The 20,702-nt window shown below is 70.5% G+C and carries 20 protein-coding genes; 6 read left to right on the forward strand and 14 right to left on the reverse strand.

Annotated features, from left to right (window positions below; all coding sequences use genetic code 11):
- Window positions 1-12: 12 nt before the first annotated feature.
- The 3 genes from BJY20_RS10000 to bsaP form a co-directional block, all read right to left on the reverse strand.
- On the reverse strand, window positions 13-600 hold the full coding sequence (locus tag BJY20_RS10000; protein WP_185991395.1) for a TetR family transcriptional regulator: 588 nt from the start codon (window positions 598-600) through the stop codon (window positions 13-15).
- A 175-nt stretch (window positions 601-775) separates the two neighbouring features.
- On the reverse strand, window positions 776-1,321 hold the full coding sequence (locus BJY20_RS10005; RefSeq protein ID WP_185991396.1) for an NAD(P)H-dependent oxidoreductase: 546 nt from the start codon (window positions 1,319-1,321) through the stop codon (window positions 776-778).
- Window positions 1,322-1,452: 131 nt separating this feature from the next.
- Window positions 1,453-1,725 (reverse strand): biotin synthase auxiliary protein BsaP, encoded by a 273-nt coding sequence (bsaP, locus tag BJY20_RS10010; protein ID WP_185991397.1) that lies wholly within the window; start codon window positions 1,723-1,725, stop codon window positions 1,453-1,455.
- A 220-nt stretch (window positions 1,726-1,945) separates the two neighbouring features.
- On the opposite strand from bsaP, the gene BJY20_RS15715 reads away from it, so the two are divergent.
- Entirely contained in the window at window positions 1,946-3,016 is a 1,071-nt protein-coding gene (locus BJY20_RS15715; protein ID WP_221935302.1) for a L,D-transpeptidase family protein, read from the forward strand.
- Between the two features lie 27 nt (window positions 3,017-3,043).
- On the opposite strand, the gene BJY20_RS10020 is transcribed toward BJY20_RS15715, so the two are convergent.
- The 10 genes from BJY20_RS10020 to BJY20_RS10065 form a co-directional block, all read right to left on the reverse strand.
- Window positions 3,044-3,451 (reverse strand): hypothetical protein, encoded by a 408-nt coding sequence (locus tag BJY20_RS10020; RefSeq protein WP_185991398.1) that lies wholly within the window; start codon window positions 3,449-3,451, stop codon window positions 3,044-3,046.
- Complete coding sequence (locus BJY20_RS10025) at window positions 3,444-4,169, reverse strand: AIM24 family protein (RefSeq protein ID WP_185991399.1); 726 nt, start codon at window positions 4,167-4,169, stop codon at window positions 3,444-3,446. Before BJY20_RS10025 ends, BJY20_RS10020 begins: the two co-directional genes overlap by 8 nt.
- A gap of 98 nt (window positions 4,170-4,267) precedes the next feature.
- Window positions 4,268-5,125 (reverse strand): M48 family metalloprotease, encoded by an 858-nt coding sequence (locus BJY20_RS10030; protein WP_185991400.1) that lies wholly within the window; start codon window positions 5,123-5,125, stop codon window positions 4,268-4,270.
- Entirely contained in the window at window positions 5,122-5,547 is a 426-nt protein-coding gene (locus tag BJY20_RS10035; protein ID WP_185991401.1) for a BlaI/MecI/CopY family transcriptional regulator, read from the reverse strand. Before BJY20_RS10035 ends, BJY20_RS10030 begins: the two co-directional genes overlap by 4 nt.
- Window positions 5,548-5,550: 3 nt before the next feature.
- Window positions 5,551-7,233 carry a thiol reductant ABC exporter subunit CydC gene (gene cydC / locus BJY20_RS10040; RefSeq protein WP_185991402.1) on the reverse strand — a complete coding sequence of 561 codons (1,683 nt, stop codon included), beginning with the start codon at window positions 7,231-7,233 and terminating at the stop codon, window positions 5,551-5,553.
- A complete protein-coding gene (gene cydD, locus BJY20_RS10045; RefSeq protein WP_185991403.1) occupies window positions 7,230-8,855 on the reverse strand; it encodes a thiol reductant ABC exporter subunit CydD in 1,626 nt (541 codons plus the stop codon). The genes cydC and cydD overlap by 4 nt, the downstream gene beginning before the upstream one ends.
- 2 nt (window positions 8,856-8,857) lie before the next feature.
- The gene (gene cydB, locus BJY20_RS10050; RefSeq protein WP_185991404.1) at window positions 8,858-9,916 is read right to left on the reverse strand and encodes a cytochrome d ubiquinol oxidase subunit II; all 1,059 of its coding nucleotides are present in this window, start codon (window positions 9,914-9,916) and stop codon (window positions 8,858-8,860) included.
- Window positions 9,917-9,932: 16 nt separating this feature from the next.
- Window positions 9,933-11,411, reverse strand: coding sequence for a cytochrome ubiquinol oxidase subunit I (locus BJY20_RS10055; RefSeq protein ID WP_185991405.1), 1,479 nt, complete (start codon window positions 11,409-11,411; stop codon window positions 9,933-9,935).
- 73 nt (window positions 11,412-11,484) lie between these two features.
- Window positions 11,485-12,759, reverse strand: coding sequence for an MFS transporter (locus BJY20_RS10060; protein WP_343062845.1), 1,275 nt, complete (start codon window positions 12,757-12,759; stop codon window positions 11,485-11,487).
- Window positions 12,760-12,794: 35 nt separating this feature from the next.
- Window positions 12,795-14,543, reverse strand: a complete 1,749-nt coding sequence (locus BJY20_RS10065) for a VWA domain-containing protein (protein ID WP_185991406.1) — start codon at window positions 14,541-14,543, stop codon at window positions 12,795-12,797.
- A gap of 140 nt (window positions 14,544-14,683) precedes the next feature.
- Here BJY20_RS10065 and BJY20_RS10070 point away from each other — a divergent pair, with 140 nt between their 5' ends.
- The 5 genes from BJY20_RS10070 to BJY20_RS10090 all read left to right on the forward strand — a co-directional run bounded on the left by BJY20_RS10070 (window position 14,684) and on the right by BJY20_RS10090 (window position 20,067).
- A complete protein-coding gene (locus BJY20_RS10070) occupies window positions 14,684-15,076 on the forward strand; it encodes a phage holin family protein (protein WP_185991407.1) in 393 nt (130 codons plus the stop codon).
- A 109-nt stretch (window positions 15,077-15,185) separates the two neighbouring features.
- Window positions 15,186-16,256, forward strand: a complete 1,071-nt coding sequence (hisC, locus tag BJY20_RS10075; RefSeq protein ID WP_185991408.1) for a histidinol-phosphate transaminase — start codon at window positions 15,186-15,188, stop codon at window positions 16,254-16,256.
- Between the two features lie 171 nt (window positions 16,257-16,427).
- Window positions 16,428-17,663 (forward strand): pyruvate dehydrogenase (acetyl-transferring) E1 component subunit alpha, encoded by a 1,236-nt coding sequence (gene pdhA, locus BJY20_RS10080; protein ID WP_185991409.1) that lies wholly within the window; start codon window positions 16,428-16,430, stop codon window positions 17,661-17,663.
- On the forward strand, window positions 17,660-18,649 hold the full coding sequence (locus tag BJY20_RS10085; RefSeq protein ID WP_185991410.1) for an alpha-ketoacid dehydrogenase subunit beta: 990 nt from the start codon (window positions 17,660-17,662) through the stop codon (window positions 18,647-18,649). Before pdhA ends, BJY20_RS10085 begins: the two co-directional genes overlap by 4 nt.
- 20 nt (window positions 18,650-18,669) lie before the next feature.
- Window positions 18,670-20,067, forward strand: coding sequence for a dihydrolipoamide acetyltransferase family protein (locus tag BJY20_RS10090; RefSeq protein WP_425484139.1), 1,398 nt, complete (start codon window positions 18,670-18,672; stop codon window positions 20,065-20,067).
- A 167-nt stretch (window positions 20,068-20,234) separates the two neighbouring features.
- Here the strand turns inward: BJY20_RS10090 and BJY20_RS10095 are convergent, their stop codons facing one another.
- A complete protein-coding gene (locus BJY20_RS10095; RefSeq protein WP_185991412.1) occupies window positions 20,235-20,678 on the reverse strand; it encodes a MarR family transcriptional regulator in 444 nt (147 codons plus the stop codon).
- Window positions 20,679-20,702: the final 24 nt, after the last annotated feature.

Below are 20,702 nucleotides of genomic sequence, written 5' to 3' on the forward strand. Positions count from 1 at the left end.
GGCGAAGGGGGGTCACCGCCGGGTGGCGAGGAGCTCCCGTGCGAGGGCGAGGTTGTGGTGGACACGGGCGGTCAGCCCACCGGACTGGAGGTCCGCGGCGGGGGAGTCGATGAGGTCCTGGACGGCGCGGCCGATGAGGCCGCCGACGACGGTGAAGACGACTCTGGCCTGCTCCTCGCCGACGCCGTCACGGGCGGCGAGGTGTGTGACCAGGGACAGGCCGAGCTCGTCGACGTGGTCCTGCACGCGCACGAGCAGCTCGGGGTTGCGGCGGATGACGGCCTGGAGCTGTTGCCAGTCCTGCGCGGTCGCGTCGTCGCCGCCGAGGCTGTCGATGGCGGTGATGACCAGGTCCTGCACGAGGTCACCCGTGGGGCCACCGGCACGCAGGGTCTCGGTCTGCTCGTCGGTGAGCACGGGCAGCATGCCCAGCACGGCCTCCTCCTTGGAGGAGACATGGTTGAACAGGGTGCGCCGGGAGACGCCCACCGCCTGGGCGAGGTCGTCGAAGGTGAAGCCGGAGTAGCCGCAACTGACCGCGAGGCGCTGCGCGGCGGCGATGATCGCCGTCCGCCGACTGTCCATTGCACTATTCGTCACTAATTGCAGTTTGCACTATCTGGCCGATGGTGCAAAATCGCGGGTTGCCCCCTTCGCCCGTGCACTCCCCTACGAAGTGCTGCTGGCTGCACTTCGTAGGGGGCGTGCAACTGGCCGGGTACACGACGAGGGCCGCCGTCCACAGTGGATGGCGGCCCTCGGCCAGTGCGGTGGTTCAGACGGCCGGCACCGGCGCCGGCACCAGGCGACAGACGAGGGTCCGCAAGGTGGCGTCGGCCTCGGGGTCGATGAGCTTGCCCTCGACGAAGGCCTCGTGCGAGCTGCCCACGCCCAAGGTGTCCTCGACGACCCGGGCGCCGGCGACCTGGAGGGTGCGGACGGCGTCGGCGCGAGCCCACTGGGCGGCACGGGCGGAGGCGGAGGCAGCGAGCACGATCGCCGGGGTGTCCTTGATGCAGGCCATGCCGTAGGGGCGGGAGGCCCAGTCGATGGCGTTCTTCATGACGCTGGACAGGGTGCCGTTGTACTCCGGCGTGACGACGATCAGCGCGTCGGCGTCGGTGATGGCGCTGCGCAGCTCCTCGGCGACGGCCGGGACGTGGCCCTCGACGTCGATGTCCTCGGAGTAGTGCGGCAGCTCGGCGACGCGGTCGAAGATCGGGGCCGTGCTGCCCTCGGGCAGGTGGTCGATCGCGTTCAGGGCGAGCTGGCGGTTCGTGGAGTCGGCGCGGAGGCTGCCGACGAGGGTGACGACGTTCATGCTGGGCTCCGAAAGGTGGGGGTGGAAAGTTCAACCACTGGACTCGAACGCCGGGGCGTCGGGAGTTTGTTCCGTGTGGACGGGCAGGGGGAAGGGGTGGTGGTTCCCCCTTCGCCCCTGTTGCGGTCGACTCAGGCGCGGGTGATCGTGCCGGACGTCTCGCCGTGCTTCTTGCACTGGGCGACCCAGCCGTCCGCGGTCTTCTCCACGGTCAACTGACGCCGGCAGGTGGTGCACATCTTCGGCGGCTCCACCTCGAGACGCTGGCGGCACAGCACGTGGCTCTTCTTCGACGCGGACTCACCGCAGTAGCCGCAGTAGGTGACGGTGCGGACCGGCGGGATCGCGCCGAGCGTGTCGGGGTCGCTCCAGCCGGAGTCGCCAGCGGTGGGCAGGTCGCTCATTACGGCGTCCCCGGGGCGATGTGTGGCATCTGCAGGTCAACAAGCACGCGAGCAGACTAGTGCGCCGGGGAAAAGCGATGAACATCACCCCTCGATTGCCTGCAGATCGCACCTACGGGTTACACAACGGTCACAGTCTGCGGCGACACGCAACAACCGGTGGTCCAAGGGCGTCGTGGGTCACGAGACTGCACCCAACTTCTGTCAAGGGGAACTTCACATGATCCATCGGACTCGCAGCGTCCTGACTGCCCTCACCGTGGCCGGGCTGCTTGCTGCCTGTGGCGCGCAGGGGGCGCCACAGGCGCAGGAGCCTGCACCCACGACCGTCCTGCCCGACGGGAGCGGCGCACCGTCGTACCCATCCGCGGACGCCTCCCAGGAGAAGTCGGACGCCAGGGCCGACGCTCACGCGAGGGAGAAGGCCGAGGAGGAGGCCAAGGCTGCTGCGAAGGCGAAGGCGAAGGCGAAGGCGAAGGCGAAGGCCGAAGCGGAAGCGGAAGCGGAGGCAGCGGAAGCCCAGGCGAGGGCCGAAGCCGAGGCCGCGGCCAAGGAGAAGGCCGAAGCGGAAGCCAAGGCAGCGGCGGAGGCCGAGGCGGAGGAAGCAGCTGAAGCGGAAGCAGCCGAGGAGGCGAAGGAACCGACGACGAGCACGTCTCCCGCGCCGACGGCTCCGGAGACGACGCCGGCAAGCACCACCCTTCGGCCAGGGGACTCCGGACCCGCCGTACGTGACCTGCAGCAGAAACTGTCCGACCTCGGGTACTGGCTGGGCGCACCCGACTCCGACTACGCCGGCCTGACCGTCCAAGCCGTCATGGCACTGCAGGGGTCCGCCGGTCTGGGACGCGACGGCATCGCTGGGCCGAACACGCTGTCCGCCCTCGAGCGCGGCGTCCGTCCACCCGTCCAGGGTGGTCCGGCCAACCGGATCGAGATCGACCTCGCCCGACAGGTGCTGGTCGTCGTTCGCGGTGGCGCCGTGAAGTACGTCCTGCACACCAGCACCGGCTCGGGACAGCCGTACACCTCATCGCAGGGCAAGCGGGCCATCGCGACCACGCCGCCCGGGAGCTTCTCGGTCTTTCGCTCCGTCGACGGGTGGGACGAAGCCAAGCTGGGCACGCTCTACCGGCCGCGCTACTTCAATGGCGGCATCGCCGTCCACGGGCTCGGGTCGGTTCCCGGCTACCCGGCCTCGCACGGCTGCGCCCGGGTGAGCAACCCAGCGATGGACCTCATCTGGTCCGAGGGCCTCATGCCGGTCGGCTCGACCGTCGTCGTGCGCTGAGGGCCTTCCCGCGACGACGGGAGCGCCTCAGCGGGTGTCCTCGTAGACCTCGTCGGGGTAGGTCGAGGACATGCTGCGGGCGTTGCCCACGGTCACCTCGCCGTCGGTGAAGGTGATCTCCACGTCGGACTCGGCGAGGGGCCACGGCTCCGGCTGGAAGCGCGTGCTGGGCGGCGGCACGTCGAAGGTCAGGAAGAACTCGATGTCGTGGACGTCCGACGCGACGAGGTTGGTGTCGACGCGCTCGCGGACGCACCGCGTGGCGACCTTGCCGCCGACCTCGAAGGTGGGCGACTCCTCGCACCACTGCCGGGTGGTGCCGCCCAGCAGCACCGTCTCGGCCACGAAGATGACAGCGGCGAGCAGCAGAAGCGTAAACGCGGCAGCGATGGCCCCGCCGACGGCTGCCGGCCACCGACGCGGACGCTCAGCCACCGAGGAAGTCGCTCAGTCCGCCGCCACCGCCCGATGCGGACTGGTCGCCGCGCTGGTTCACCGACTCCGCAGGCTGGACGAGGACGTATCCCTCCCCGCCGAAGGCCATCTGCAGGACCTCGCCGCTGCCGCCGCGCACGAGCGACTTCAGGCCGCCGCTGTCGACCTTGATGTCCATGGTGACCCCTGCGGTCCACATGACGACCGCGTCCGCGTCGCCGAAGGTCGGAGCGCTCGCCACGTCGAGGGCGACGGGGTCCCCCTTCGTCGTGATGGCGACGTAGCCGGTGCCCCGCAGGACGACGTTGTACAGGCCGCCGGTCATCGCGCCGCCGCTCGTCTGGATCCGGTGGATGTCCCAGTCGATCGACGCGGAGAAGGCGAGGACACTGTGACCGTTGACGGAGATCATGTCGTTCTCCAGGTACATGACCTGCACCTCGGAGCCATGGTCGGCGACGAAGAGCTCGCCCTGCCCGGAGCAGGTCATCATCTTCACGCCCTCGCCCGTCCTGGCCTGCTTGAAGAACTTGCTCATGCTGCCCGAGCCCTGGTTCTCGAAGCGAACATCGCCTTGGTAGGCGACCATCGAGCCGAACTTCGCCAGGACCGGGCCGTGCCCCATCTGGATCTTGAGCAGCTTCTTGTTCTGCAACGAGAACTGGTCCGAGGTCTCCGCCTCGCGAAAGTCCTGGAAGAGCGAGCCGTGGATGGGCATGCAGTGTCCTCTCTGTCTCACGCCGCCCCCGTGGACGACTGGCCGTTCAGCCTAGGGCGGAAGACGGTCCGGGAGGGGGGGGGATGAACGGCATGCGTTCAGGACGCTGCGGCGAGCGCGGTCAGGGCCGGGGGCAGCACCAGCACGGCGACCCCCACCGTGTAGAGCGCGAGACTGCGTACCGGGGTCGGGTCGTCCACTGCGAGGAGTCGGATCCTGGCCACGGCGGCGCCGGCACCGGCGCCTGCGCCCGGCGTGAGATCCGCCAGGCCCGCGGCCTCCGCGAGGGCGACGATCGCACGGCCCAAGGCGACCTCGCCGACCTCCTCCCGGGCCGCGCGGTCGGCCAGCACCTCGACGAGGAGCGCCACCTCCCGCAGCGCCGTGTCCGTGCGCAGAAGCCGCGGGGTCGAGGTGTGCAGCACGGTGAAGAACTCGAGGATGAGGTCATGCCGTTCGCGCAGATGGGCCTCCTCGTGCGCCACGACGGCCGCCAGCTGGTCCTCGGGCAGCGCCGCCAGCGTGGCCTCGGTCAGCACCACACGCGGTCCGGCACCCGGGAGGCAGTAGGCGCCCGGACGGTGGGAGGGCAGCACCCGTGTGCGGGCACCCTCGTGACGGCCCACGAGATCGACGAGGTCCCGGTGCTCACTGCGGGCAGCCCGGATGCGACGCCCGACGTGGTGTCCGTTCATCAGCAGCCGTAGGAGCACGGCCACGGAGGCGAAGGCCGCGATGACGGCGACGGCGAGCTGGGCCGCCGGTGACGGCCACGGCCGAGGTTGGATGAGTGCGACGGGCCCCACGGCGAGGAGGCAGAGCACGGCCGACAGCGACAGCGCCTGCCACACGACGAGTGCGGCCCGTGGACTGTGCCGCATGCCCTCGAGCCGCACGAGCAGGTGCGGTGCGCCCAGGAGCGCCGCCGCGCAGAGCAGCAGCAGCCCGGCGATCACCCGGCGGAGTCCTCGCCACGTCCGCGGCGGCGGCGCGACCGGTCGCCCTTGGTCTCCACGGCGGCCATCGCCTCGCGGACCGCCGCGAGATCGTCCGGGCTCGCCTCGGTCAGGAAGTGCAGGATCGCCGCCTGCCGCTCTTCTCCGCTCAGGTCGTCCAGCGGGCTGCGCATCGCCTCGGCCGTGAGGGACTCGCGCGTCGAGCTCGGGTGGTACCGCCAGGAGCGCCCGTGCTTCTCTCGGGTGGTGACCCCCTTCGTCTCGAGGCGGCTGAGGACGGTCATCACCGTCGTGTAGGCCAGATCCCGATCGGTGAGGCGGTCGAGGACCTCACGCACGGACAGCCCGTCGCCGGCCTCATCGGCCCACAGGATGTCCATGACCGCCCGCTCGAGGCCGCCCAGGGACGCGTTCTTCGGCATCGCTCAGCCCTCCGTCCCCGGGATCGAGACGATGCGGTCCATCCGCTCGAGCCCGATTCCGTGATGAGTCACCATGATCACTGATTTTTCACCGACATGGTGCACCAGGTCATCGATGACCGCGTGGGCGGTGGGATGATCGAGGTGCGCGACAGGTTCGTCGAGGAGGATCACCGGTCGATCGCTGGCGATGGCCCGGGCGATCGCCAGCCGGGTCCGCTCGCCCCCCGATATCCCCAGGCCCCCGGCACCGAGGCGGCTGTCCAGCCCGTCGGGGAGCCCGTCGAACCAGATCCCCAACCCCGCCCGGCGCAGGGCTGCCTCGAGAAGGTCGTCGGTGGCGCCGGGGGCGGCGAGGGCCAGGTTGGCGCGCAGGCTCGCCGCGAGCACGTGCGGTTCGTCGTCGACGAGGGCGATGAGGGAGCGCACGTGCTCCAAGGGCACCCGGGTCACGTCGACGCCGTCGACGGTGTACGTCCCGGTGGTGGGGTCGAGGTGACGGGCGAGCACTGCAAGCAGGGTCGACTTGCCGCTCCCGTTGGGCCCGGTGATGGCCACCCGCTCGCCCGGCTCGATGACCAGGTCCAGCGGGCCGAGATGGGTGCGCCCGGGCAGCCATGCGGCGGACAGTCGGTCGATCGCCAGCCGTGGAGTCCCCCCGGGGCGAAGGGGGGTGGCGTCGTTCGCTGCCGGCTCCACCACGGCCGGGGACTGGTCGAGGAGTGCGTCGAGACGCTGCCCACAGGCCCGGGCCCGCGCGAGCGAACGGGTGGCCTCGGTGAGCACGCCGAGCGCCTCGCCGGTGGCGACGGGGGCGAGGACGAGAAGCCCACGCACCGGCCCGGAGGCGTCCGATCCGGCGGCGAGGACGGCGGTCGTCAGCGTCGCGACACCCGTGATGACGAGGACGGCCGCGGCCGACAGTGCCCGACCCCGGGACTGGCGAGCAACGCTGACCCGTACCCGGTGATGCGCTTCGCGCAGCCACCCGGTCGCCGTGTTGACGCCGCCGATGGAGCGCAGCTCGTCGGCGTGCTCCGCCGTCAGCTGGGCGACCCGCGCTGCTTCGGCCCGGGCGTCGAGCACCTCCCGCTGGGTGCGTGACTCCAGGCGGTCCGCGACGAAGGCCACGCCCGCCACGGCGAGCAGCATCCCGGCGAGGACGAGTCCGGCCCCAGGATGCACGAGCGCGGTGAGCGCGGCGGCCCCGACGCCGGCGACGAGCGCGCCGAGGACGGGGACGGTGACGCGCACGGAGGCATCCACGACGTCGGTGAGGTCGTCGACGACGCCGGTGAGCAGGTCCGAGCGGCCACGGGCGCCGAGCCGGGCCGGGGTCAGTGGCACGAGCACGGCGTACGTCGATGTGCGTCGCTCGGCCAGGTCAGTCAGCGCCGCGTCGTGGCTGCGCAGACGCTCCCAGTACCGGAAGACCGGCCGGGCCAGGCCGAAGGTGCGCACGGCGACGATCGCGGTGATCAGCAGCAGGATCTGGGGCTGCTCGTCGGCGCGCACGATGAGCCAGCCGGAGGTCGTCGTCAGGGCGATGCCCGACGCAGCGGCGACCCCGCCGAGCAGGCCGGCGATGATCAGCCCGGGGGAGAGGGTGACCGGTCGGGTCCGCGGCCGTGTCACCGGGTGGTCGGGGACGGCCGGTGGCGAAGGGCGGTGCGCCAGCTGGGTCATCGAGACACCATCGCCGGTGCTGTCAGCTCGAGCCGGGTGTCCGCGCGCTCGATGAGGTCGGGCTGGTGGCTCACCGCGATGACGGTCCGGGTCACGGCGAGGCGGGTGATGACGTCGCCGATCGTCGCGGCCGAGTCGGGGTCGACGTGGGCCGTTGGCTCGTCGAGCAGGATGACCGGCGCGGGGGAGAGCAGCGCACGCGCGAGGACGAGGCGGGCGCGCTGGCCGGCCGACAGCCCGAACCCGTCGTCGCCGAGCGGGGAGTCGAGGCCAGTCGGCAGGGCGGCGATCACGCCGTCGAGACCGGTCTCCCGCAGGGCCCACCAGAGCCGCTGGGGGTCCTGCGGCCCCTCGAGGGTGAGGTTGGCCTGCAGCGTGCCTGCCCCGAGGAAGGGTCGTTGGGTCACGAGGTGCACTGCAGGCGCGCACACGCTCCCGGCGTCCGGGCGGCGGGTGCCGGCGATGACCTCGAGGAGGGTCGTCTTGCCCACCCCGGAGGGCCCGGTGATGACCGTCAGGCCGCCGTCGGCGACGAGGTCGACTGCGTCGAGCACCCGGCGTGTCGCTCCGGGATACGTGTAGCGGATGCCGGCCACCCGGACTGCCCCGTCATCGTGGGTGTCGAGACATGGGCTGTAGCCGCTACTGGGTTCAGATTGCGGCCCCTCGCCATGTCCCGGCACGAGAGGTTCCCCGAGCTCGGCGAGGATGTCCTCGAGCGCGGCCACGCCGTCTGCGGCGGAGTGGAACTCGGTGCCCACGCGGCGGATCGGCCAGTAGGCCTCCGGGGCCAGCAGGATCGCCGTCAGGCCGACGAGCAGGTCCATCGAGCCGGTCGTCAGCCGCAGCCCGACGAGCACGGCGACGATGGCCACGGAGATCGTCGCGAGCAGCTCGAGCGCCGCCGCCGAGAGGAAGGCCAGACGCAGGGTGCGCATCGTCGCCCGACGGTGTCGGTGGCTCACCTGCTCGATCACGCTCACCTGCCGCTCCGCGCGGCCGTAGGCCACGAGCGTCGGCAGGCCGCGCATGACGTCGAGGAAGTGTCCCGACAGCTCGGTCAGAGCCACCCAGCGACGGTCGGTGTCCTCCTGGGTCGTCGCCCCGATGAGAGCGGCGAAGAGGGGCAGCAGCCAGACCGTGAGCACGACGACCAGCGCGCTGGGCCAGTCGATGACGACGAGACAGCCGATCGCCAGGGCGGGCACGACGGCCGCCGCGATGAGGGTGGGCAGGTACTTCGCGATGTACGGCTCGACGGCGCTCGTCCCCTGCGCGGCCAAGGTGAGGGCGCGCTCGCGGGAGGGCCGCTCGTCGACCGGTCGCTGCAGCCAGGCGTCGATGAGCTGCTCGCGCAGGCTCGTCGCGACGAGGGCCCCGGCCCGCGCCGCGAGGTGCTCCGCGATCCCGGAGAGCAACGCACGCAGGACGAACAGCCCGGCGGTCCACGCGGCCGGTGCCGGCAGCGGGTCGCCCCGCACGACCGCGACGACGAGCGCGGCGAGGGCGAAGGCGGTGCCGATCGTCGCGACTCCCTGGGCCGCGCCGATCACCCCGAGCACGGTCACCGCCCTCCGGGTCGTCGGCACGGCCTGGAGGATCCGCCGGTCGAAGGGTTTCATCGTCAGTGCACGTCCGCGGTCTCCGGCAGGTGCTCCACCGCCAGCCGGCGACGGAAGACCCAGTAGTTCCACACCGTGTAGGCGATGACGATCGGGGTGAAGACCACCGCGGCCCACGTCATGATCGTCAGCGTCAGCGACGAGCTGGCCGCCGCGTCGAGCGTCAGCGCCGGGCCGTCCCCGCGCCCGTTGATGGCATTCGGGAAGAGCATGAGGAAGTACGTCACGACGGTCAGCCCGATGGTCGTCGCGGTGCCGGCGAAGGCCCAGCCCTCCGCCCCCTTCGTGTTGGCGCCGATGGCGGCGAGCAGGGCCACGGCGGCCAGTGCGCTGGTGACCCAGGTGAGGCCGCCGCCGCGCTGGACGCCGAGCGAGACGAGAAGGGGGACCGCGAGCACGGCCGAGGCGAGACCCGCCCTCGTCGCGACGCCACGAGCCTGGGCGCGGATCGGGCCGGCCGTCTTCAGCGCGATGAAGTGGGCCCCGTGGGTGAGGCACAGGACCGTCAGCGTCAGCCCGCCGAGCAGGCCGATCGGGGTCAGGAGACTCAGGAGGGAGCCGTCGAACTCGGTGTACTCCGTCGCTCCGGACAGGTGCGCGGTCATCGGCAGGCCGTCGACGAGATTCGTCAGCGCGACGCCGACGAGGAAGGGGGAGAGGACGGAGGCGCCGATGATCGCCGCGTCCCAACGCGCCACCCACGTGACGTCGGTGCGCTTGTGTCGGTATTCCAGACCCATGTTGCGCACGATGAGCGCGACGAGCAGGAGAAGCAGCGCGAGGTACATCCCCGAGAACATCGTCGCGTACCAGTGCGGGAAGGCGGCGAAGGTCGCGCCACCCGCGGTGAGCAGCCACACCTCGTTGCCGTCCCAGTGAGGGCCGATCGTCGTGAGCATCGTGCGCCGGCGCCGGTCGGAGGCGGTCGGGTCCTTGGCGGCCCCGGGCTCCTTGTCGAGGACCGGCAGCAGCATGCCGACCCCGAAGTCGAAGCCCTCGAGGACGAGGTACCCGGTCCACAGGATGGCCAGCAGGACGAACCAGACGGTGATGAGATCCATGACAGCGCTCCCGGTCTCAGTAGGCGAACTCGAGCGGCTCGTCCTCTTCGATGAGCCGGGGCTCCTCGAAGGGCTCGGCGCCGCGGCGGATGTAGTCGAGCAGGAGGCGGACCTCGACGACGGCGAGGCCGCCGTAGAGGAGCGTGAAGACGATCATCGAGGTCCACACGTCCGCTGTGCCGACCGACGGCGAGACGCCCTGACTGGTCGTCATCTCCCCGAAGACGACCCACGGCTGGCGGCCCATCTCGGTGAAGATCCAGCCGAAGCTGTGCCCGAAGACCGTCGCCAGGGGGGTGAGCACGAGCAGCGGCGCGACCCACCGGCCCATCGGCACCCGGTCCTTGCGGGTGGCGACGAGGACCCAGGCGGCCACGACCATCGCGAAGAAGCCGGCGCCCATCATCAGGCGGAAGTTCCAGTAGCTCATCGCGATCGGCGGGATGTAGGTCTCCGCGGCGGTGAGCTCGCCGTCCCCGAAGGAGGCGCGGTACTCGTTCTCCAGCTCGGTCATGCCCTGGACCTCGCCGTCCCAGCTGCCGGTGCCCATGAAGGAGAGCAGGCAAGGGACCTCGATGACGTGAGTGGGGTTCTCCCCGCCGAGGCCGGCGACGGTCAGCACGGAGAAGGGAGCGCACTGGCCGTCGGGTGGGGTCTCGTAGAGGGCTTCTGCGGCGGCCATCTTCATCGGCTGGACCTCGGTCATGACCTTGCCCTGCAGGTCGCCGCTGATGATGACGCCCAGGCCCGCGATGAGGGTGACGACGGCGCCGAGGCGGGCTGCGTGCCGGTACATCCGACGGTCGACGGCGTGGTCGGGTCCCCCCTTCGTCCCGGCCTCATCGGTGGCCTGCTGCGCGAGGCGGGCGCTCTGGCGCATCTTGTGCAGGCCCACACCCAGGACGAAGGCGCCGCCGACCATGTAGCAGGCGGTGATGACGTGCGGGAAGGCCACGAGCTGGACCTTGTTGGTCAGCACGGCGAGGAAGTCGGTCATCTCGGCGCGGCCGGTCTCGTCGTTGATGTCGTAGCCGAGCGGGTTCTGCATGAAGGAGTTGGCGGCGAGGATGAAGTACGCCGACAGAACGGTGCCGATGTGGACGATCCACATCGAGGCGGCGTGCAACTTCTCCGGGATGCGGCCCCACCCGAAGATCCACAGGCCGAGGAAGGTCGACTCGAGGAAGAAGGCGAGCAGCGCCTCGAGCGCGAGCGGCGCGCCGAAGATGTCGCCGACGAAGCGGGAGTAGGAGGACCAGTTCATCCCGAACTGGAACTCCTGGACGATGCCAGTGACCAGACCGAGTGCGAAGTTGATCGTGAAGAGCTTGCCGAGGAACTTCGCCATCCGCAGGTGTGACTCGTCGCGGGTACGCAACCACCGGGAGTGGTACCAGGCGACGATCGCCGAGAGCCCGATGGTGATCGGGACGAAGAAGAAGTGGTACACGGTGGTGATCGCGAACTGCCACCGGGCGAGCTCCAGCACGTCCACAATGTCTCCTACGTCAGTTAGTACGACAGTCGGTAGTAGACGTTACTCCTTCCGGCACGCTCCGGACAAAACCTCACCCGGCGCGCGGCACCCGGTAACGCACGAAGGCCGGCACCGCGGCCGACACCGCGAGCGTCAGGACGATGACGAGCACGCCACCCAGGATCGTCGTGGCGGCCGCGCCGAGGCTGCTCGCGACGAGCCCGTGGAGGACGTCGGCCAACCGGGGCCCGCCGGCGACCACGACGATGAAGACGCCCTGCAGCCGACCGCGCATCGCATCCGTCGCCGAGCTCTGCAGCATCGTGGAGCGGAAGGCGGCAGATGCCACGTCGGCCGCACCGCCCGCGGCGAAGAACACTGCCGCCAGGGCCAGCCAGCCACCGGCGCGGCCATCCGCGAGGGCCACCGCCACGCCGAATCCGGTGATCGCGGTGCCCCACACGAGGATCGCCATGACGACCGCCCGCCCCTGCATCTCGACCCTGGAGACCCACCCTGAGAGCACTCCGCCGAGGAAGGCACCGGCCGGCATCGCGGCGAAGAGGACGGCGAAGGCCAACCCTCCCTCGGACGGCCCGCCGAAGTTGATGTCGGCCATCTCCGGGATGAGCGCACGGGGCATGCCGAAGACCATGGCGATGAGGTCGACGACGAAGGACATGAGCAGGACCGGCTGGGTCGCGAGGTACCGGAAGCCGTCGATCACCGAGCGCAGGCCGGGAGAGGAGCCGGCCACCGCCTCGACCGGGAGCGAAGGGAGGGAGAGCACCGCCCAGAGCGTGGCGAAGAGGAAGAGGGTGTCGACGAGATAGAGCCACGAGAAGCCGAGCACCGGGATGAGCGCTCCGCCGACGAGCGGTCCGGCGATCGCACCGCCGGTGAAGACGGTCATGTTCAGGGCATTCGCCGCCGGGAGCAGCTCGGGCGGGACGATCCGCGGCAGCACCGCCGACCGAGTGGGCTGGTTGATCCCGAAGCAGGCCTGCTGGATCGAGAAGATCGTCAGCAGCACCCAGACGTTGGTGTTGCCCATCGCCGCCTGGAGGAAGAGCAGGGCCGAGGTGAGGATCAGACCGGCCGTGGTCGCGGTGAGCAGCCGACGACGGTCGAAATGGTCGGCGAGCGAGCCCCCGTAGAGGCCGAAGACGACCAGTGGCACGAGCCCGAAGAGGCCGGTCAGACCGACGTAGGCGCTCGACCCGGTCATCGCGTAGATCTGCGCCGGCACCGTGACGATGGTCAGCTGGGCGCCGATGACGGTGATGATCTGCGCGTTGAACAGCCGACGGTACGCCGGGACCTTCAGGGGGCGGGTATCGGCCAGCAGGGCCCTCAGGCGACGCACCGCGTCACCCTAACCGCCCCCTTCACCCCGGTGGATCAGCCCGAGCCGCGGGCGAGCAGTGCCCCGACGAAGACCCTCTCGATGTCCTCCGGCGTCTCCGCGATGTAGGAGGTGCCGCCGGTCTCGTCGGCGATCTTCTGCAGGGCCGACGGGTCGGCCTCGCCCATGCCGATCGTGATGACCCGGACCGGGCGCTGGGCGTCGTAGCTGTCGTCGAGCTTGTCCAGCAGCTGCTTCAGCGAGAGGCCGCCGTTGGGGTCGTCGTTCTCCCCGTCGGTGAAGACGACGATCGAGTTGACGTACTCGGGGTCGTAGTCCTCGACCATCTTCTGGTGCGCGGCCCAGATCGTGTCGTACAGCGCGGTGTCACCGCCGAGCCACTTGTCGCCGTCCTTGACGAGCTGGGCAAGGTGCTCCCGGTGGGTGCCGTCGCCGTGCTCGGAGTTCATCGGCGCGACCGGGGCGACCTCCTCGTAGTCCTTGCCGCCCTTGCGGTCGGTGCTGAAGACCCACGCGCCGACCTCGCTGCCTGCGGGCAGCAGGCCGGTGCCCTTGGTGAGCGCGCCCTGGGTGACGTCCCAGCGGGTCCTGCCCGGGGTGGGACTGGACCACTGCATCGATCCGGACACGTCGATGACGGCGAGCATCCGCATGTCCGTACGCATGATGTCCCACTGCTCGACCAGCGCGAGCCGCTCGTTGCGGCCCGGCGCCTCGAGCTGCTCGACCGGGGCAGCCTCCTGGCCCGCGATCGCGGGGCCACGCTGGCCGTTGGCGTCGCGGAATCCGGCCGCCGTCAGTGACTTGCGCACGTCGATGCTGCCGAGCTCGGTGCGTGCCTTGTCGGCCGCGTCGAGGGACTCGTCCTTCAGCTCCGGGTTGGTGATCCACGGGTAGTCCAGCGACAGCGTGCCCTGCTCGGGCATCACCGCGCGCAACGGCGGGAGGTCGTCGTGCTCCTCGTTGAAGGTGGCGATCTCCTGCTCGGACGCGGGGAAGGGCTTGTTCGCCTTCGGATCGCTCTTGTAGTCCTCCAGGAGCTTGTTGACCGACGGTGCGGCGAAGCGCGAGAGGAAGATCAGCCGCTCGCCGGTCTGCAGGCCGATGCGGCTGGGTTGGCCGATGCGGCTGGCGTGGAAGGCCAGGCGGCTGGCCGTGTCGACGTCGGGGTTGGCCATCTGCAGGTCGCCCTTGTCGTTGATGACCCGTGTCCAGGACGACGCCTCGCTCGGTGCGCCCTCGGCCTTGGACCCGGCAGCCAGGACGATGGGGGAGGAGGCGATGGACTGGCCCTCCAGCCACTGGCCGGGCGTGGAGTCCTGGTCGATCGCGTCGATCCACGTCGAGCTGTCCGGGACCCACACGTCGGGAGCCATGCCCTCGTTGACGTTCTTGGCCACGGTGGCCGCAGAGGCGGCGTCGACACGGAAGTCGGTGCACTCGCCGGTGACCTTGTCCAGCGCGTCCTCGAGGGGATCGGCGATCTCCGGAGCAGCGGACACGGCGATCGGCTCCGGGCACGCCGCGCTGCCCTCGTCCTTGCCGAGGACGGCCCAGGCGCCGCCCAGGCACAGCACGGCGACGAGGAGGACCGCGACCAGCACGATCCACCAGGGCAACCGCCGGCCGCGTCGGTCGCGGTGCAGACTGCGGCGGGTCGTGGCCCCGGCGGCGGGCTCGCCCTGCGACGAGCGCTCGGACGTGGCCGGCTCCGGTGCAGCCGACGTGGTGGTGTCGTCGTCCCAGAGGTCGCGTCGCCGACCGGGGCGGTCCTCGGCACTCATGTGTTGCTCTCCTTCGTCACCGGCGGGTCGTCGTCACCAGCCGCGCGCAAGTATGGCCGACAACAGCGCCCGGGTGACGCTGGTTGTGACCCGTTCGTAGGCAGACGCCACATTCGCTGATGACCTGACATGCTGTTCCCATGACGAATTTCCTCATCCGAACGGCCGTCAACGCCGTGGCCCTGTGGGTTGCCGCGTGGCTCGTCGACGGCATCGTCCTTGCCGACGACGGCACCACGTTCGCCTCGAAGTTCGCCACGATCGTCCTCGTGGCGCTGATCTTCGGTGTGGTCAATGCCGTCGTCAAGCCCATTGCCCAGCTGCTCGCGTTTCCTGCCATCGTGCTGACGCTCGGGCTGTTCACCTTCGTGGTCAACGCCTTCCTGCTGCAGCTGACGGAGTGGATCTCCTCGCCGCTCGGCCTGAGCTTCGTCATCAAGGACTTCTGGTGGGACGCCGTCATCGGTGCCCTCATCGTCACGATCGTCTCGATGGTCCTCAGCTGGATCCTGCCCGAGCCGGAGCGCTACTGAGCCCTCCCGACCGCACCCGGGTCACTCCCCCTTCGCTGGTGCCTGAGTGGCTGCGGGGGCGGGCCGGTGCCGGGGCAGCCAGGGCCCGTGAGTGGTTAAGGTGCGCTCCATGGAATCCCCCCGGTTGCGCTCCTCCCTCGACCAGGTCCCGGCGTACGTCGCCGGCAAGCCGCCGACCCCACGTGAGGGGCAGACGGTGTACAAGGTCTCCTCGAACGAGAACCCCTACCCGCCGCTGCCCTCCGTCCTGGCGGTCATCCGCGAGCGCGCCGTCGAGGTCAACCGCTACCCGGACATGGGCGTCACCGCTCTGACGGATGCGCTCGCCGCCTTCCTCGACGTGCCCCGCGAGCAGGTCGCGACCGGTACCGGCTCCGTCGGCGTGCTGGCCCAGATCATCCATGCCACGTGCGACGCCGGGGACGAGGTCGTCTTCGCGTGGCGGTCCTTCGAGGCCTACCCGATCGTCGTGGCCGTCGCCGGAGCCCGGTCGGTGCAGGTGCCGTTGACCGCGGACTTCCGCCACGACCTCGATGCCATGGCGGCCGCGGTCACCGACCGCACCAAGGTCGTCCTCGTCTGCACGCCCAACAACCCCACCGGCCCGTCGGTCACCCACACCGAGCTGCAGGACTTCATCGCCAAGGTCCCCTCCCACGTGCTGGTCGTCGTCGACGAGGCCTATCTGGAGTTCGTCGACGGCCGGGACGCGGTCGACGGGCCGGCGCTGCACCGGGAGCACCCCAACGTCGTCCTCCTGCGGACCTTCTCCAAGGCCTACGGGCTGGCCGGCCTGCGGGTCGGGTACGCGGTGGCGGCCGAGCCGGTGGCCGAGGCGCTGCGCAAGACCGCGACCCCCTTCGGCGTCAACCACCTCGCGCAGGCCGCGGCCGTGGCGTCGTTGGCGGCGAAGGGAGAGCTGGACGAGCGCGTCCAGCAGATCGTCGCCGAGCGGTCCCGGGTGGTCGACGCACTGCGCGCGGCCGGGTGGGACGTGCCGCAGAGTCAGGCGAACTTCGTGTGGTTCCCGCTGGGGGAGCGCACTGCGGACTTCGTCGCGGCGTGCGATGCGGCCGGTCTGTCCGTGCGGCCCTACGGCACCGACGGTGTGCGCGTGACCATCGGGGAGCCCGAGGCCAACGACCGACTGATCGGGGTGGCCGCGGCCTTCCGGCGCTGAGCACCCGCGCGCGTTTGGGCGTCCAGCCAGTGAGACGCTAGGTTGGCACTGCCAAGATTCTGTGGTCCCGGTCACAAGCCGTCCCGCAGCCGAATGATGCGCCGGTGACGGCGCACCTCACCGCCGCGGCACGGGGCGACCCCCCGGGACGTGGAGCGAAGGGAGCATCAGTTGAGCGACAACGAGGTCGCCGGGCACGCCCGGTCCCGCATGGAGGGGGCATTCCAGCCCTCACCCGAGATGGGGCCCACGCCCCCTTCGCAGATCTACGGACACTTCTCCGACGAGAACCCCGAGATGGTGCAGTTCGTCGATGCGGACGGCAACCGGCTGGAGACCAACGAGACCAACGCTCCCTACGCGAAGATCGTCGAGGAGATGACCAGCGAGGACGCGCGGATCATCTACCGCGACCTGGTCCTGGTACGCCGCATCGACGCCGAGGGTTTCGCCCTCCAGCGCCAGGGAGAGCTCGGGCTGTGGCCCAGCCTCTTCGGCCAGGAGGCCGCGCAGGTCGGCGCCGGCCGTGCGCTGCGCGAGCAGGACTACGCCTTCCCCGGCTACCGCGAGCACGGCGTCGCCTGGTGCCGCGGCGTGCCGCCGGAGAACCTCCTCGGGATGTTCCGCGGGGTCAACCACGGTGGGTGGGACTCCAACGAGAACAACTTCCACCTGTACACGATCGTCATCGGCAACCAGATGCTGCACGCGACCGGCTACGCCATGGGCATCGCCGCCGACGGTGACATGGGCACCGGTGACCCGGACCGGGACGCGGCCGTGATGGCCTTCACCGGTGACGGCGGCACGAGCCAGGGCGACTTCAACGAGGCGCTGGTCTTCGCGGCCGTGGCCAACGCGCCGTGCGTGTTCTTCGTGCAGAACAACCAGTGGGCGATCTCCGAGCCCAACGAGAAGCAGTTCATCATCCCGCCGTACCAGCGCGCCCGTGGCTTCGGCTTCCCCGGCGTGCTCGTCGACGGCAACGACCCGCTGGCCACCTACGCCGTGGCCAAGGACGCCCTGGACAAGGCCCGCTCCGGCCAGGGACCCACTCTCATCGAGGCCTACACCTACCGGATGGGCGCGCACACGACGTCCGACGACCCGAGCAAGTACCGCAGCAGCGCCGAGGTCGAGATCTGGAAGGAGAAGGACCCGATCAAGCGCATGCGCGGATTCATGACCGAGCGCGGCCACGCCGACGAGGAGTTCTTCGACGCCATCGACGCCGAGGCCGACGAGATCGCTGCCCGCGTACGCAAGGCCTGCCAGGAGATGCCCGACCCGGAGCTGCCGACGATGTTCGACCAGCAGTACACCGAGCACCACCCCCTGGTGGAGGCCGAGCGCGAGGAGTTCCTCGCCTACCACGCCGGCTTCGCCGAGGAAGGAGACCAGGCATGAGCGGCACCCGACTCAGTCTCGCCAAGGGCCTGAACGCCGGTCTGCGGCGCGCGATGGACAAGGACCCCAAGGTCGTGCTGATGGGGCAGGACGTCGGCAAGCTCGGTGGCGTCTTCCGCATCACCGAGGGCCTGCAGAAGGACTTCGGCGACCACCGCGTCATGGACACCCCGCTCGCCGAGTCCGGCATCGTCGGCTCCGCGATCGGTCTGGCCCTGCGCGGCTACCGCCCCGTCGTGGAGATCCAGTTCGACGGCTTCGTCTACCCGGCCTTCGACCAGATCGTCTCCCAGGTGGCCAAGATGCACGCCCGCTCGCTCGGGCACCTCAAGCTGCCGATGGTCATCCGCATCCCCTGCGGCGGCGGCATCGGCGCGGTCGAGCACCACAGCGAGTCCAACGAGGCCTACTTCGCGCACACCGCCGGCCTGCGGGTGGTCACCTGCAGCAACGCCGCCGACGGCTACTGGATGATCCAGCAGGCGATCGAGTCCGACGACCCGGTGATCTTCTTCGAGCCCAAGCGCCGATACCACGAGCGCGGCGAGACCGGGATCGACGAAGAGGGTGCCCCTGAGCTCGGTCTGTACGACGCCCGCGTGGTCCGAGAGGGCACGGACGCGACGCTGCTGTGCTACGGCCCGATGGTCAAGACCTGCCGGCAGGCGGCCGAGGCCGCCGCGGAGGAGGGGCGCAACCTCGAGGTCATCGACCTGCGCACCCTCAGCCCGCTGGACCTGCCGACGATCATGGAGTCGGTGAAGAAGACCCGGCGCGCGGTCATCGTCCACGAGGCGCAGACCTTCGTCGGGCTCGGCGCGGAGATCGCGGCCCGGATCCAGGAGGAGTGCTTCTACCACCTCGAGGCGCCGGTGCTGCGGGTCGGGGGCTACAACATCCCCTACCCACCGAGCCGCTTCGAGGAGGAGTTCCTCCCGACCCTCGACCGTGTCCTCGACGCCGTCGACCGTTCGCTCGCGCACTGACCAGGAGGACCGAAGTGGCCGTGAAGAACTTCAACCTGCCCGACCCCGGCGAGGGACTGACGGAGGCCGACGTGGTCTCCTGGAAGGTCCAGCCCGGTGACACCGTCACCGTCAACCAGATCATCATCGAGGTCGAGACCGCCAAGTCCCTCGTCGAGCTGCCGATCCCCTTCGCGGGCAAGATCACCGAGCTGCTCGTCGCCGAGGGTGACACCGTTGACGTGGGCGCCCCGATCATCAGCGTCGAGGTCGAGGGCAGCGAGCCCGCGGCCGACCCGACGGGTGACGCGCCCGCCGCCGAGGCGGACGAGGCCGGTGAGTCGAGCGGACCCAACCTCGTCGGTTACGGCGCCAAGGCCGGCAGCACCCGTCGCCGCGCTCGCAAGGGCTCGGCTCCGGCGACCGCCGACCCGGCTGCTGGGGCCCCTGGGACGTCTGAGCCCGCCGCTCCGGCTGCCCCTGCCGCGGCTGCTCCTGCCCCGGCCGAGCCGCTGAGCCCGCAGGCGACCCGGGCCCTGGCCAAACCGCCGGTGCGCAAGCTCGCCAAGGACCTCGGCGTCGACCTGCAGTCGATCACCCCGACCGGCGAAGGGGGCATCGTCACCCGCGCCGACGTGGAGACGGCGTCCTCCGGTGCCTCGGGGGACGGTGCCGCCGCGGCCGGTGCAGTCGCACCCCAGGACACCGCCATCGCCGATGGACCCGCGCAGAGCCGGGTGCCGATCAAGGGCGTACGCAAGGCGACGGCGGAGGCGATGGTCTCCTCGGCGTTCACCGCGCCGCACGTGAGCGAGTTCGTCACCGTCGATGTCACGGCGATGATGGAGATGGTCGAGCGGCTCAAGGGCGACCGGTCCTTCAAGGACGTCAAGGTCACGCCGTTGCTCGTCGTCGCCAAGGCCTTCACCCTGGCGCTGCGCCGGCACGCGCAGGCCAATGCCAGCTGGGACGGTGCCGCGCAGGAGATCGTCTACCACCGCGACGTCAACCTCGGCATCGCCGCGGCGACTCCTCGTGGGCTGCTCGTGCCCAACATCAAGGCCGCCGACCGGCTCTCGCTGCACGACCTCGCCGGCGCGCTGGGTGACCTCGTCGCCACCGCGCGCGACGGGAAGACGCAGCCCGCCGACCTGGGTGGTGGCACCGCGACGATCACCAACGTCGGCGTCTTCGGCGTCGACACCGGCACCCCGATCCTCAACCCGGGCGAGGCCGTCATCCTCGCCTTCGGTGCGGTCCGGCGGACGCCGTGGGTGGTCACCGCTGCCGACGGGAGCGAGTCGATCGAGCCGCGCTGGGTCACCCAGCTCGCGCTCTCCTTCGACCACCGGCTCGTCGACGGGGAGCTCGGCAGCATCCTGCTCGCCGACGTTGCGGCGCTGCTGCACGACCCGGGCACGGCCTTCCTCTGGGCGTGACGTCGTCGGTCCGCTGACTCACGTGGGTGGTGCTGGCGAAGGACAGGAGTGGCACTCGGCGCACCCGTCCGCATGGCCGAGTGCATCGCTCACCCGGGTGCAGGGTGCGGACGGCGGCCTGAGCCGTGCCACCCCTGCTCTGCGCCCGCTCCCGGGCCGACCGGTGCTCAGGGGTGGTGGCGCTGGTCCGCCGCGACGGTGTCGCAGAAGCGGTCGAGGTAGTGGATGAAGGTGGCCACGTCCTCATTCGGCCAGTCCGAGAGCAGCTCGACGAACCATGCCTCGCGGCGGGCGACCAGTTCGTCGAGGACCGCGTGTCCCTCGTCGGACAGGGCGACGAGCTGGGCGCGCCTGTCCTGCGGGTCCGGTACCTTCTCGACGAGGCCGAGCGCGGTCAGGTGGCTGACCTGGCGGCTGACGGTCGAGGCGTCGGAGATGTTGCGCTCCGCGATGTCGCCGACCCGGGCCGGTTCATCGCGGAGCGCGATGAGGACGGCGTGGTGGCTCGGCTCGAGTGCTGGGTGCACCCGAGGCGCACGGGCGCGGGTGGCGTGCAGCATGCGCAACATTCGGATGACGCTGACGCTGAGCTGGCCTGCAGGCACGGACACGCGGTGCCTCCTGACGGTTGGTTG

The organism is Janibacter cremeus, from assembly GCF_013409205.1.
GTDB classification, from domain to species: domain Bacteria; phylum Actinomycetota; class Actinomycetes; order Actinomycetales; family Dermatophilaceae; genus Janibacter; species Janibacter cremeus.

Excerpts from the sequence above, each read along its gene's own strand:
- BJY20_RS10025 (WP_185991399.1), bottom strand. The coding sequence starts at position 4,169 with ATGCCCATCCACGGCTCGCTCTTCCAGGACTTTCGCGAGGCGGAGACC.
- cydB (WP_185991404.1), bottom strand. The coding sequence starts at position 9,916 with ATGGATCTCATCACCGTCTGGTTCGTCCTGCTGGCCATCCTGTGGACC.
- BJY20_RS10085 (WP_185991410.1), top strand. The coding sequence starts at position 17,660 with ATGAGCGGCACCCGACTCAGTCTCGCCAAGGGCCTGAACGCCGGTCTG.
- BJY20_RS10065 (WP_185991406.1), bottom strand. The coding sequence starts at position 14,543 with ATGAGTGCCGAGGACCGCCCCGGTCGGCGACGCGACCTCTGGGACGAC.
- hisC (WP_185991408.1), top strand. The coding sequence starts at position 15,186 with ATGGAATCCCCCCGGTTGCGCTCCTCCCTCGACCAGGTCCCGGCGTAC.
- bsaP (WP_185991397.1), bottom strand. The coding sequence starts at position 1,725 with ATGAGCGACCTGCCCACCGCTGGCGACTCCGGCTGGAGCGACCCCGAC.
- cydD (WP_185991403.1), bottom strand. The coding sequence starts at position 8,855 with ATGAAACCCTTCGACCGGCGGATCCTCCAGGCCGTGCCGACGACCCGG.
- BJY20_RS15715 (WP_221935302.1), top strand. The coding sequence starts at position 1,946 with ATGATCCATCGGACTCGCAGCGTCCTGACTGCCCTCACCGTGGCCGGG.
- BJY20_RS10005 (WP_185991396.1), bottom strand. The coding sequence starts at position 1,321 with ATGAACGTCGTCACCCTCGTCGGCAGCCTCCGCGCCGACTCCACGAAC.
- BJY20_RS10070 (WP_185991407.1), top strand. The coding sequence starts at position 14,684 with ATGACGAATTTCCTCATCCGAACGGCCGTCAACGCCGTGGCCCTGTGG.
- BJY20_RS10035 (WP_185991401.1), bottom strand. The coding sequence starts at position 5,547 with ATGCCGAAGAACGCGTCCCTGGGCGGCCTCGAGCGGGCGGTCATGGAC.
- cydC (WP_185991402.1), bottom strand. The coding sequence starts at position 7,233 with ATGACCCAGCTGGCGCACCGCCCTTCGCCACCGGCCGTCCCCGACCAC.